Here is a 12,351-nt window from a genome sequence, read left to right as displayed (position 1 = left end):
GTTGATACGGGGATGGTACGCAACGCCTTGCGATGAATACAAGGCGCGCGGCACCACGCCGCCCATCGGGCCGCTCCCTTCTCCCGCGCCTCTCGCGGCGCAGAATGCCCCTGGTGCGCAACGGGGCGCGAGGCCAGCATGGCGGCATGACACTTCCCGCCATCGACACCCGCGTCACCCGCCTGCTCGGCATCCGCTACCCCATCGTGCAGGGGGGGCTGGCGCGCGTCGCCTATGCCGACCTCGCCGCCGCCGTCTCCAATGCCGGAGGGCTCGGCCAGATCAGCACCGCCGGGCTCGGCGGGACGGAAGCGCTGCGCGACCAGATCCGCCGCTGCCGGGCGCTGACCGACAAGCCCTTCGCGGTGAATTTCCCGATCGGCCGGCAGGACATCTGGCCCGGGCTGGAAGCGGCGCTGGAGGAAGGCGTGCGCATCATCGCCCTGACCGCCGGCAACCCCGCGCCCTACATCAAGCGCTGCCTGGAGGTGGGCGCCAAGACCCTGGTGCTGACCGCCGGGCCGGAGCTGGCGCGGAAGGCCGAGGCGGCCGGCGCCGACATGGTGGCGACCGTCGGCTATGAGGGCGGCGGCCATATCGGCCGCTCCGATGAGACCACCATGGTGATGGTCCCGCGCACCGTCGCCGCGGTGAAGATCCCGGTGCTGGCCTCCGGCGGCATCGCCACCGGGGCGGGGCTGCTGGCGGCGCTGGCGCTGGGTGCGGAAGGCGTGGAGATCGGCACCCGCTTCGTCGCGGCGGCGGAGGCCCAGGCGCACCCCGCCTACAAGCAGGCGCTGGCCACGGCGCTGCCTACCGACACCATGGTCATCAAGCGCAGCCTCGGCATGCCCGGCCGGGTGCTGAACAGCCCCTATGCGCAGCGCATCCTCGCCGCCGAGGCCGCCGGGGCGCCGAAGGAGGAGATCGTGGCGATGATCGCCGGCGCCGCCAATGCCCGCGGCACCGATGAGGGCGATTTCGAGGGCGGCTATGTCTGGGCCGGGCAGAGCGTCGGGCTGATCGACGGGGTCGAATCCGCCGGCGCCATCATCACCCGCATGGTGGCGGAGGCGGCGGCCGGGGTCGCCCGGCTTCGGGCGAGCTTCGGATGAGCGCGGACCCGGCGCTGCTGCCGGCCACCGCGCTCGCCGGCCGCTTCGCCCAGGGTAGGCTCTCCCCGGTCGCGGCGCTGGAGGCGGTGCTGGCCCGCATCGCCCGGCTGAATCCGCGGCTCAACGCCATCGTCGCGCTGGATGAGGCCGGCGCCCGCGCCGCCGCCCGGGCCAGCGAGGCGCGCTGGCGGGCGGGCGTGCCGCTCTCGCCGCTGGATGGCGTGCCGCTGACGGTGAAGGACAACATCACGGTCGCCGGCCTGCCCTGCGCCTGGGGCAGCCCGCTGTTCCGCGACTTCGTGCCGCAGCGCGACGAACTGCCGGTGGCCCGCGCCCGTGCCGCCGGGCTGATCGTGCTGGGCAAGACCAATGTCCCGGAGTTCACCCTGCAGGGCTACACCGACAATGCGGTGTACGGCCCGACGCGCAACCCGTGGAACCTGGCGCTGACCCCCGGTGGCTCCTCCGGTGGCGCGGTCGCGGCGGTGGCGGCGGGCTTCGGGCCGCTGGCCCTCGGGACCGATGGCGGCGGCTCGATCCGCCGCCCGGCCTCGCATGCGGGGCTGGTCGGGCTGAAGCCGACGCCGGGGCGGGTGCCGCGCTGCGACGGGCTGCCGGCGATCCTGCTGGATTTCGAGCAGATCGGCCCGATCGCCCGCACCGTCGCCGACCTCGTCGCCCTGCTGGCGATCCTGGCACCGGCGGATGCGCGGGATGCGGCCTCCCGCGCCCTGCCGCCCTTCGCGGTGCCGGCGGCGGCGCCGCGCCGGCGCATCCTCTTCATCCCCCGCCTCGGCGCGCATCCGGTGGAGCCGGAGATCGCCGCCGCAACCGCCGTCGCCGCGGCGCGGCTCGCCGCGCTTGGCCATCAGGTGGAGACGGGCGAGGCGCCCTTCACCGTGGAGGAGACGACGGCAATCTTCGGCCCGGTCGGCCAGATCGGACTCGCCTGGCTGCTGGCGGAGAAGGGCGGCACGCCGGAAGCGCCGATGCTGCGCGAGATGGCCGAGGCCGGCCGCGCCCTGGCGGGCACCGCGCTGTTCGCCGCCCTGGACCGCATCGCCGCTTTCCGCCGCCGCATGGCGGCATTCTTCGGCGCCTGGGACCTGATCCTGACCCCGGCCGCCGCGGCGCTGCCCTGGCCAGCGGAGCAGGTGGCGCCGCCGGCCATCGACGGACAGCCGGTCGGGCCGCGCGGCCATGCGGTCTTCACCAATTTCGCCAATATCGCCGGCCTGCCCGGCATCGCCCTGCCGATCGCCCCGGCGGCGAGCGGGCTGCCGATCGGCATGCAGCTGGTCGGCCCTGCGGGCGCCGATGGGCTGCTCTGCGCCATCGCGGCGGAATGGGAGGCGGCGGAGCCCTGGGCGCAGCGCTGGCCGGCGCTGGGGTAAAGCTAGGGTGCAAACCCAATCAAAAACGACTGCTATCGGCTAAAAATATGCGTTTGCGAGAACGCCGCATAGCGGGCTCTGCATTGCTGAGTCCGCTCGACACTGCAAGTGAACCTCTCAGAATTTGACTTCATCTTAATGTTTGCAACGGGGGATTATGAACGTATTTTATTCGAACTGGATTACAATCTTAACCGCGCGAGATCTCCCGTGCTGTCACTGCCGATTGTCTACCTTGACACTCAGGATTATTCCCGGTTTGGCGATGTCCTCCGAGGCAAGGCCGATATATCCACCGAAAAAATTTTCAACATGCTCGAAGCACGAAAGCGGTCAGGCAATGTAATTTTCGCGTTATCGATGCCGATCCTTGGAGAACTTCTGCAGTATAACGCCGATTTTCGTGAAACGACGCTTAAGAAAGCCGAAGCGGTTGAGCGGCTCTGCGGTGGCTGGGCGCTTTCTTATCCTTCCCGCCTTATTGCGGCTGAAATCGCCATGGCGGCAAATCGCTTGGGACTTTTGTCGACTTCAGTGAAGCCAAATGTGTTATGGGCTGACCGCTACTGGTACCCGAATGCCGCCAGCACCTTCGGTGACCTGGGTGCTACGATAAAGGAAGCTTTGGAAACAGAGGTTGCAGCGCTTCCTTCGCGAGCGCTCCGCCGCCGCGCAGCCAGACAAGCGCGCCAGCTAGACTTGAACAAGACTGCGCGCGACGCGGCGCAAGCGATTGCGGCGAATTATGGAATTTCCGTCGAGGCAATCATCGGACCCATCACGGCACTACTTCGCGGAACAATTTCATCGGCCGAGGCAAGTCGACAGCTGTTCGCCTGCATTGCAGAGCCGGTAAGCTTCGTAAGAACCTATTTCGAAATAATCGAGTCCGACCGAGCGCTGCCCCAATGGATGAGCAAATCGGGGGAGGACTTGCAAGTCGCTCTGCTTGATTTTCGCGGCAAGCTGCAGCCCTCCATGGGTATAGATACCTCAAGAACGCTCATCCAAGCGATGCTCATTGAAACTGCAAGGAAATTGGGCCAAACAATGATCAGCCTTGCCCTAGACGACACAGCAGAGTTTGGCGTCGATGCGGCCCTGGCCGAGCGGTTCTCGACGGAACCGTTGCTCGCATCGGAAGTACAGACGTGCGAGATCGTCGGCGCAGTATGCGAAGCATATGTAAGCCAGATCACCGGACTAATCGGTGGGGCCGAAGCAAAGATTGAGCACAGCTTTGGTGGCGATCTCATGCATGCTCTCTACTTGCCGCATGTCGATTTTTGGCGTGGTGACCGTCGGTTTGCAGCATTACTGAAGAACGCTGTGCCGCGCTATGCTAGCCGCGTGGTGCCAACGCTCAAGGATCTTCCTGCTCAAATCGATGCATGGCAGGCAACAGCAAGCCGCTGACTCGCGCACCGCTGCCCACCTACAGCAGCCACTGTTGATTGGTTTTTATCCCAGTCCCACAGCAAAGGTGGCCAGCCTACTGCCCCGGCTGGGACGGCGCCGCCGGCAGCAGCACCACCGTCACGCTGCGCTCCTCCGGCACCGCGCCGCGGGCGAAGGCGGCGCGGCGGGCCTCGGCGCGGATGCGGTCGCGCTCCACGCCCAGCTTCGCCAGCCGCTCGGCCACCGCGCCGGCCCGCCGCGCCGCGAGCTGCAAGCCGCTCTGCGCCCCGCCCTCCTGCGGCCCGGCATGGCCGAGCACGCAGAGCATCCGGTCCGGCTCCTGCTTCGCCCGCGCCGCGGCGGCGTCGAGATTGGCGCGGGCGCTCTCATTCGGCGCCGCGGCGCCGCGCGGAAAAGGGATGGCGAAGACATCCTCCTCCAGCTGCTCGGCGCCGACGCAGGTGAAGGGGCGCGGCTGCGCCGCGGCCACGCCTGGCAGCAGCAGGGCGGCAAGGACCAGCGCCGGGATCATGCCCCCACCAGCAGGCCGGCGTCGCGCAGCCGGGCCAGCAGCGCCGGGGCATCCACTGCCGGATGGGCCGCCCGCAGCTCCGGCTCCGCCACATCCGGCCGGGCGAGGATCCAGCCCGCCGCCTCGGCCTCCTGCGGCGCCAGCGGCAGGCTTCCGGCGGCGGTCTTCAGCACCCAATCGGCGCCGCGCCGCACCGGCTTCGCCCCGGGCGCCAGCACCCGGAAGGCGGGCGCCTCGGCATCCGCCGCCACGGTGGCCGGCGCCAGCCCACGCGCCGCCAGCAGGTCGTTGCCGCCCCGCCGGAAGCGGTAATCGGCGACGAATTGCTCCAGCACCGCCATCACCTTCGGCTCCCGGCAGAGCTCCGCCAGCCGCTGGCCGAGTTGGCCGGCGCGGGAGGTCAGGGCGAAGCGGGCGGCGGCGCTGCCATCCTGCCGCGGCAGCGCCTTGCGGAATTCGGCATCGCCCAGCGCCCGGTCCATCAGGATGGTCAGCAGGTCGATCCCGAGCGGCGCATGCACGCCATAGGTGACATGGACCGAGGCCGGCGCCTCGGCCAGCGCGTCATGATACCAGCCGCGCGGCAGGTAGAGCAGGTCGCCGGCCTTCAGCAGAAGCTTCTCCCGCAGCCGGCCCTTGGCCTGTTCATGATGGGCCTGGCTCTGGCTGCGGAAGGCCGGGTGCGGGATCGGCCATTCGGCGCGGCCGTCCCAGATATTCCAGCTCTTCTCGCCTTCCACCTGCACCGCCCAGACCTCATGGGTGTCGTAATGCGCCGGGAAGGCCTTGTGGCTCTGCCAGGAGACGTAGACATTCGCCTGCGCCTTGCCGAGCCCGGCGTTCTCCAGCGCGGCGGAGACGGCGGCGAGGCCCGGGGTCAGGCTGTCCACGTCGTTCAGCACCAGGCTGGCGCCGCGCTTCACCCAGTCCTGCACCCGCGCGGCCTCAGGCTGCAGCACCGGGGTGTTGTCGCGGCTGGTGGCGCGGCCGCAATACTGCTCGGCCAGCACCGGCGTGCCGTCCAGCACCAGCTGCAACGACTGGCTGGACCAGATATGCGTCATGTCCAGCAGCCGGTTGATCTGCCGCCAGGACAGCACATGGGCGAATTTCGCCAGCCCGCCGCGAATGCAGAGCGGCTTGCGGTCATGGTATTCGGTAAAGAATTGCTCGGGCGTGACCGGCGCGAGCAGCTCGGCGAGCGTCATTGTCATGGCGCGAGGGTAGCGGATTCCGCGGCCTTTAGTCACTTCAGCAACGGCTGTGGCGAAAGTGCAGCGGAGGTGTGGCCAGCATGTCGCGCCTCCCCTCCGCAACATCCGGGCTTGAGACGGCCGCCCCGCCACCGCAGATGGCCTCGCAGCGGAGGAACACCGATGACCGATCTTGCCGCCAATGCGGAAATGGCGGGCGACACCGCCCGGCGCGAGCTGCTCCGGGTGGCGGAGGAGGCGCTGCACCGCCTGGCGCCGGACCTTCCGCCCGATACGGTCCGGCTGCTGCACGCCCTCCATGAGGGGGTGCCGACCGCCGAGCTGGCCACCCTGCCGGCCGAGGCGGTGGCCGGCGCCGCCGCCAGCCTCTTCGCCTTCGCCCGCGAACGGCCGCCGGGCACCGCCCGGGTGCGGGTGTTGCCGCCCGGCCCGGCGCAGGGCCCGCATGCGGTCGCCGAGATCGTCACCGACGACATGCCCTTCCTGGTGGACAGCGCCCTTGGCGCCCTGGCACGGCAGGGGCGGGTGGTGCGGCAGCTGCTGCACCCGGTGCTGCCGGCGCAGCGCGACGCCCAAGGCAGGCTGCTGGCGCTGGAGGCCCCAGGCGCTCCGCCCGAGAGCCTGATGCGCATCACCCTCGGTGCGGTACCAGCGGCGCTGCTGCCCGGCCAGGCCGCCGGCGACTGGTCGGCGCTGGAGGCGGCGCTGGCCCGCGCCATGGCCGACACCCGCCAGGCGGTCGCCGACTTCCCCGCCATGGCGACGCTGCTGCACGAGGCGGAGCGGGAGATCGCCGCCGCCCCGCCCGGCGCCGAACCGGAGGCCGCCGCCTTCCTGCGTTGGCTGGCCGAGGACAACTACGTGCTGCTCGGCCACCGCCGGCTCGCGCTGGCGCCGGAGGGCGGTGTCACCGCGGTGGCGGCGGAGAACCTCGGCCTGCTGCGCGACCCGGCGCTGCCGGTGTTCGATGCGCTGCGCAACCCGGCCTCGCCCTCCGCCGCGGTGCGGGCGGCGCTGACCGATCCGGTGCCGGTCACCGTCGCCAAGGCCAATATGCGCAGCACCGTGCACCGGCCGCAGCATGCCGATGTGGTGGCGACGCGGACCTTCGGCGCCGATGGGCGGGTCGCCGGCGTGCGGATCTTCCTCGGCCTCTTCGCCGCCGCGGCCTACAACCGCAACCCGCGCAGCATCCCGATGCTCGCCGGCAAGGTCGCCCGCATCCTGGCCGCCGCCGGCCTGGACCCGGAGGCGCATGACGGCCGCGCGCTGCGCAACATCCTCGACACCTGGCCGCGCGACGAGCTGTTCCAGGCTTCGGAGGCGGAAATCCTGGCCGCCGCACGCCGCGCCCTCGATTTGCAGATCCGGCCGCGCCCGGCGCTGGTGCTGCGGCGCGACCCCTTCGGCCGCTTCGTCTCGGCCATCGCCTGGCTGCCGCGGGACACCTTCGACACCAGGCTGCGGGAGCGGGTGGGGGGGATGCTGGCGCGGGCCTTCGGCGGCCATCTCAGCGCCTTCTACATCGCCCTCGGCGACGCGCCTCTGGCCCGCATCCACTACATCATCGGCACCGACCCGGCGGTGACGCCGGTGGTGGACGACGCGGCGCTGGAATCCGCCATCGCCCAGGCGGCCCGCAGCTTCCCCGACCGCCTGGGCGAGGCGCTGGCGGCCGAGCGCGGCGAGAGTGGCGCCGCGCCGGCGCTTTCCCGCTGGCGCGACGCCTTCCCGCCAGCCTACCGCGACACCGCCACCGGCCAGCAGGGCGTCGCCGACCTGGCGCTGGCCGAACGCGCCCTGGCCGAGGGCCGCCCCGCCGCCGCGCTGGACCGACCGCCGGGCAGTTCCGGGCTGGTGCTGCGCCTCGCCAGCCCGCGCGAGCCGCTGCCGCTGGCCGATGCCCTGCCGCTGTTCGAAAGCCTCGACCTGCGCGCCATCGAGGAGGTGCCGCACCGGCTGACGCCGGCCGATGCGGAACCGCTGGTGCTGCATGTCTTCGCCCTGCAGCCGCGCGTCCCGGCCGAGGAGGCGCGCTTCCCGCTGCTGCTGGAGGCGCTGGCGGCGCTGCTGGAAGGCCGGGCGGAAGCGGATGGGTTCAACCGGCTGGTGCTGCGCGCCGGCCTCTCCTGGCGCGAATGCTGGCTGCTGCGGGCGATGTTCCGCTGGCTGAAGCAGGTGGGCTTCGGCTTCGCGCAGGAGGCGGTGGAGGCGGCGCTGACCGCGCATCCCGAAGCGGCGCGGCTGCTGGTGGCGCTGTTCCATGCCCGCTTCGCCCCGGATGCCGCCGGGCGCGACGAGGCGGCGCTGCGGGAAGAATGGGCGGCGCTGCTGGATGGCGTGGCCAACCCGGACGAGGACCGCATCCTCTCCCGCCTGCGGCTGCTGCTGGATGCGGTGCTGCGAACCAATTGGTTCCAGGACAAGGCGTGGCTGTCGCTGAAGATCGACAGCGCCGCGGCGGGGGAGATGCCGGCGCCGCGGCCATGGCGGGAGATCTTTGTCCATTCGCCGCGCATGGAGGGCACGCATCTCCGCGCCGGCCCGGTGGCGCGCGGCGGCATCCGCTGGTCCGACCGGCGGGAGGATTACCGCACCGAGATCCTCGGGCTGATGAAGGCCCAGCGGGTGAAGAACGTCGTCATCGTGCCAACCGGCGCCAAGGGCGGCTTCATCCTGAAGCACATCCCGACGGAGCGCGAAGCGTTCCAGGCGGAGGGCACCGAATGCTACCGCATCCTGGTGCGCGGCATGCTCGACATCACCGACAACCTCGTCGAGGGCCGGGTGGTACCGCCGCCGCAGGTGGTGCGGCGCGACGGCGACGACCCCTATCTGGTCGTCGCCGCCGACAAGGGCACCGCCCGCTTCAGCGACATCGCCAATGGCCTGGCCGCGGAATACGGCTTCTGGCTGGATGATGCCTTCGCCAGCGGCGGCTCCGCCGGCTACGACCACAAGGGCATGGGCATCACCGCGCGCGGCGCCTGGGTGATGGTGGCGCGGCACTTCGCGGAGGCGGGCCACGACATTTTCACGCGGGAGTTCACCTGCGCCGGCGTCGGCGACATGTCCGGCGACGTCTTCGGCAATGGGTTGCTGATCAGCCGGAAGACGCGGCTCGTCGCCGCCTTCGATCACCGCCACATCTTCCTCGACCCCGACCCCGACCCGGATACCAGCTATGCCGAGCGGGCCCGGCTGTTCGGGCGTCCGGCGTCCTCCTGGGCGGATTACGACCAGTCGCTGATCTCGGCCGGCGGCGGCGTCTTCCCGCGCACGCAGAAGACCATCCCGCTGTCGCCCCAGGTGCGGGCGATGCTGGGGCTGGAGGCCGAGCGGGCCGAGCCGGCGGAGGTGATGCGCGCCATCCTGCGGGCGCCGGTGGATCTGCTCTACTTCGGCGGCATCGGCACCTATGTGAAGGCGACCGGCGAGACCCATGCCGAGGCCGGCGACCGCGCCAACGACCCGATCCGCGTCGACGGCGGCACCTTGCGGGCGCGAGTGGTGGGAGAGGGTGCGAACCTTGCCGTGACCCAGGCGGGGCGGGTGGAGTTCGCCCGCACCGGCGGCCGGATCAACACCGATGCGCTGGACAATTCGGCCGGCGTCTCGACCAGCGACCATGAGGTCAACATCAAGATCCTGCTCGCCGATGCCGAGCGCGGCGGCGGGCTGACCCGCAGCCAGCGCGACACGCTGCTGCGCGAGATGACGCAGGAGGTCGGCACGCTGGTGCTGCGCGACAATGCGGCGCAGTCCCTGGCGGTCAGCCTGGAGGAGCGTGCCGGCGCCGCGGCGCTGCCGGCCCAGGCGGCGCTGATGGACCGGCTGGAAGCGGCCGGCGTGCTGGACCGCGCGGTGGCCGGCCTGCCCGATGCCGCCTCCCTCACCGCCCGCATCGCCGCCGGCGACGCGCTGGCCCGCCCGGCCATCGCCGCGCTGCTGCCGCTGGCCAAGCTCTGGCTGACCGAGGCGATCGCGGCAAGCAGCCTGCCGGAAGACCCGGCCTTCATGCCGCTGCTGCTGGGCTATTTCCCGAAGCCCTTGCAGCAGCGCTTCCCCGAGCTGATCGCCCGCCACCAGCTGCGGCGGGAGCTGGTGGCGACGGCGCTGGCCAATGCCGTGGTCAACCGCCTCGGCTGCGCCGGGCTGGCGCGGCTGGTGGCGGCGGCCGACCCGGTGCGGGCGGCGCGCGCCGCCTGGTTGGCCGCCGAGGCCTATGGCCTGCCGCAGGCGGCGGATGCCGCCGACGCCAGCACCGCCCCGCCCGCGGCGCGGCTCGATCTGCTGCTGGCGCTGCGGCGGCTGCAGGAGGATGCGGCGCTGGCGCTGCTGGACGATGCCGAGGCGGGGCTTGAGGCGAGCCTCGCCGCGCTGCGCCCCGGCATCGCCGCCCTGCTCGCGGGTGCGGCGGCAGCCCCGCAGGCCGCGACCTGGCGCGCCGCCGGGCTGCCGGAGGAGGCGGTGGCGCTGGCGGCCGCCGCGCCCCGGCTGGCGGCGGCGCCGATCATCCTGCGCCTGGCCGCGGCGACCGGCACCGCGGCGGAGGAGGCCGCCGCCGCCTGGGGCGCGGTTGGCGAGGCTTTTCACATCGAGGCGCTGCGCCAGGCGGCGCTGGCCGCGCCGGCGCCGGGCAGCTTCGGCCCGCGGGTACGGGCGGCGCTGCTGGAGGACCTCGGCGCCGCCCAGGCGCGGCTGGCGGCGGCACGGCTGCGCGGCGCCGCACCGCCCGCCGGCGGCTTCGCCCCGCTGGCGCAGGAGGCGGTGCTGGCCGGCGACCTCGCCGCCATCGGCGTCGCGGTGCGGGGATTGCGCGCACTCGGATGAGCGGCGCCCCGGACCGTGGCACGGCAGGGCGGCGGGAGGTGCTGCCCGATGTGCTGCCTCCCGGCCTGCGCGTGGTGTTCTGCGGCACCGCCGCGGGGACCCGCTCCGCCCGGATCGGCGCCTATTACGCCGGGCCGGGCAACCGCTTTTGGCCGACCCTGGCGGAACTCGGCCTCATCCCAGCGCCGCTGCCGCCGGAGCGATTCCTGGAGGCCGCGAGGCATGGGATCGGCTTCACCGATCTGGCCAAATTCGCCCATGGGATGGACAAGGGGCTGACGCCGGAGGATTTCGACCTGCCCCGCTTCTTCGCCGCCATCCGCGCCTGCCGGCCCGGCGCCGTCGCCTTCACCAGCAAGCGCGCCGCCAGCCTTGCGCTCGGCCGGCCGCTTGGCGCCATCAGCTTCGGCCCGGCGGTGATTGCCGATTTCCCGCCGGTGCATGTGCTGCCCTCGCCCTCGGCGGCCAATGGCCATTGGCGGCGGCAGCGGCAGGCCTGGGCGGATTTCGCGGCGGCGCTGCCGGCATGAGCCGCAAGGCCTGGGCCTGGGCCCTTTACGACTGGGCGAACAGCGCCTTCCCCACCCTCGTCTCCAGCTTCGTCATTGCCGCCTATTTCACCCAGGGCATCGCCCCGGACCCAGCCACCGGCCAGGCGCAATGGGGATGGATGCAGACCGTGGCAGGGCTGGCGATCGCGCTGCTCTCTCCGCTGCTCGGCGCGGTGGCGGATGTCGGCGGGCGGCGGCGACGGATGCTCGGCGCCTGCACCGGGGTGATGGTGGTGGCAACGGCGGGGATCTGGTTCGCCCGACCGGACCCCGGCTTCACCCTCTGGGCGCTGCTCTGCGTCGGCGTGGCGACGGTGGCGTTCGAGCTGGGGACGGTGTTCTACAATGCGATGCTGCCGCAGGTGGCGCGACCGGGTGAGATCGGCCGCGTCTCCGGCCTTGCATGGGGGCTCGGCTATGCCGGCGGCCTCGCCTGCCTTGTCGTGGCGCTGCTGCTGCTGGTGCGGCCGGACCCCTCGCCGCTCGGCCTCGATCGCGACAGCGCCGAGCATGTGCGGGCGACGGCGTTGCTGGTGGCGCTGTGGGTGGCGCTGTTTGCCTGGCCGGTGCTGCTGGCGCTGCCCGATCCGCCGGGCCCGAAGCTGGGCTGGGGGGTGGCGATGCGGGCCGGGCTGGCGGAGATATTCAGCGTGCTGCGGCTGCTGCCGCGCAACCCGGTAATGGCGCGCTTCCTGCTCGCCCGACTGTTCTACACCGATGGGCTGAACACCTTGTTCGCCTTCGGCGCCATCTACGCCGCCGGCGTCTTCGGCATGGGATTCGAGGAGATCCTGGTCTTCGGCATCGCCCTGAATGTGACCGCCGGCCTCGGCGCCGCCGGCTTCGGGCTGCTGGAGGACCGGATGGGCTCGCAGCGCACAGTGCTACTGGCGCTGCTGGCGCTGATCCTGCTCAGCAGCGGGCTTCTGGTGGCGGTGGGCAAGCCGACCTTCTGGGTGCTGGCGCTGTGCCTCGGCGTCTTCACCGGACCGGCCCAGGCCGCCAGCCGGACGCTGATGGCCCGGCTCGCCCCGCCGGCGGAGGTGACGGCGTATTTCGGGCTGTTCGCCCTCTCCGGCCGGGCGACCAGCTTCCTCGGCCCATTGGTGCTGACCGGGGTCACCGCGCTGACGGCAAGCCAGCGCGCCGGCATGGCGACGGTGGTGGTGTTCCTGGCGGTGGGGGCGGCGATCCTGGTGACCGTGCGGGTGCCGCGGTAGCTTTGCGGGGTCTCGATCCGCCGCGTCCGTGGTGAACTATACGTGCTGTACCGTCCGGACGGTTGACTGACCGTCCAGACGGTATAGCTTTGGA

Annotated in this window: 8 protein-coding genes; 6 read left to right on the top strand and 2 right to left on the bottom strand. The window is 71.8% G+C overall.

Annotation, left to right across the window (positions count from 1 at the left end; genetic code table 11):
• The first annotated feature begins 146 nt into the window (after positions 1–146).
• From H7965_RS04275 to H7965_RS04265, 3 genes are all read left to right on the top strand, one after another.
• The gene (locus H7965_RS04275; protein WP_222440458.1) at positions 147–1,115 is read left to right on the top strand and encodes an NAD(P)H-dependent flavin oxidoreductase; all 969 of its coding nucleotides are present in this window, start codon (positions 147–149) and stop codon (positions 1,113–1,115) included.
• Positions 1,112–2,509: an amidase gene (locus H7965_RS04270; RefSeq protein ID WP_186769298.1), complete on the top strand. Its 1,398-nt coding sequence runs from the start codon at positions 1,112–1,114 to the stop codon at positions 2,507–2,509. The genes H7965_RS04275 and H7965_RS04270 overlap by 4 nt, the downstream gene beginning before the upstream one ends.
• 108 nt (positions 2,510–2,617) lie before the next feature.
• Positions 2,618–3,925, top strand: a complete 1,308-nt coding sequence (locus H7965_RS04265) for a hypothetical protein (protein ID WP_186769297.1) — start codon at positions 2,618–2,620, stop codon at positions 3,923–3,925.
• A 76-nt stretch (positions 3,926–4,001) separates the two neighbouring features.
• On the opposite strand, the gene H7965_RS04260 is transcribed toward H7965_RS04265, so the two are convergent.
• A complete protein-coding gene (locus H7965_RS04260) occupies positions 4,002–4,439 on the bottom strand; it encodes an OmpA family protein (protein WP_186769296.1) in 438 nt (145 codons plus the stop codon).
• Positions 4,436–5,653 carry a cupin domain-containing protein gene (locus H7965_RS04255; protein ID WP_186769295.1) on the bottom strand — a complete coding sequence of 406 codons (1,218 nt, stop codon included), beginning with the start codon at positions 5,651–5,653 and terminating at the stop codon, positions 4,436–4,438. The genes H7965_RS04260 and H7965_RS04255 overlap by 4 nt, the downstream gene beginning before the upstream one ends.
• 162 nt (positions 5,654–5,815) lie before the next feature.
• Between H7965_RS04255 and H7965_RS04250 the strand changes: the two genes are divergently transcribed.
• From H7965_RS04250 to H7965_RS04240, 3 genes are read left to right on the top strand one after another with little or no spacing between them, the layout of a single operon-like run.
• A complete protein-coding gene (locus H7965_RS04250) occupies positions 5,816–10,486 on the top strand; it encodes an NAD-glutamate dehydrogenase (protein ID WP_229682442.1) in 4,671 nt (1,556 codons plus the stop codon).
• Positions 10,483–11,016: a mismatch-specific DNA-glycosylase gene (locus tag H7965_RS04245; RefSeq protein ID WP_186769294.1), complete on the top strand. Its 534-nt coding sequence runs from the start codon at positions 10,483–10,485 to the stop codon at positions 11,014–11,016. Before H7965_RS04250 ends, H7965_RS04245 begins: the two co-directional genes overlap by 4 nt.
• The gene (locus H7965_RS04240; protein WP_186769293.1) at positions 11,013–12,257 is read left to right on the top strand and encodes an MFS transporter; all 1,245 of its coding nucleotides are present in this window, start codon (positions 11,013–11,015) and stop codon (positions 12,255–12,257) included. The genes H7965_RS04245 and H7965_RS04240 overlap by 4 nt, the downstream gene beginning before the upstream one ends.
• The last annotated feature ends 94 nt before the right edge of the window (positions 12,258–12,351 follow it).

Source organism: Siccirubricoccus deserti (genome assembly GCF_014283215.1).
Taxonomy (GTDB): domain Bacteria; phylum Pseudomonadota; class Alphaproteobacteria; order Acetobacterales; family Acetobacteraceae; genus Siccirubricoccus; species Siccirubricoccus deserti.
This window is presented reverse-complemented; position numbering and strand designations above follow the sequence as displayed.

Excerpts from the sequence above, each read along its gene's own strand:
- H7965_RS04275 (WP_222440458.1), top strand. The coding sequence starts at position 147 with ATGACACTTCCCGCCATCGACACCCGCGTCACCCGCCTGCTCGGCATC.
- H7965_RS04270 (WP_186769298.1), top strand. The coding sequence starts at position 1,112 with ATGAGCGCGGACCCGGCGCTGCTGCCGGCCACCGCGCTCGCCGGCCGC.
- H7965_RS04260 (WP_186769296.1), bottom strand. The coding sequence starts at position 4,439 with ATGATCCCGGCGCTGGTCCTTGCCGCCCTGCTGCTGCCAGGCGTGGCC.
- H7965_RS04255 (WP_186769295.1), bottom strand. The coding sequence starts at position 5,653 with ATGACAATGACGCTCGCCGAGCTGCTCGCGCCGGTCACGCCCGAGCAA.
- H7965_RS04250 (WP_229682442.1), top strand. The coding sequence starts at position 5,816 with ATGACCGATCTTGCCGCCAATGCGGAAATGGCGGGCGACACCGCCCGG.
- H7965_RS04245 (WP_186769294.1), top strand. The coding sequence starts at position 10,483 with ATGAGCGGCGCCCCGGACCGTGGCACGGCAGGGCGGCGGGAGGTGCTG.
- H7965_RS04240 (WP_186769293.1), top strand. The coding sequence starts at position 11,013 with ATGAGCCGCAAGGCCTGGGCCTGGGCCCTTTACGACTGGGCGAACAGC.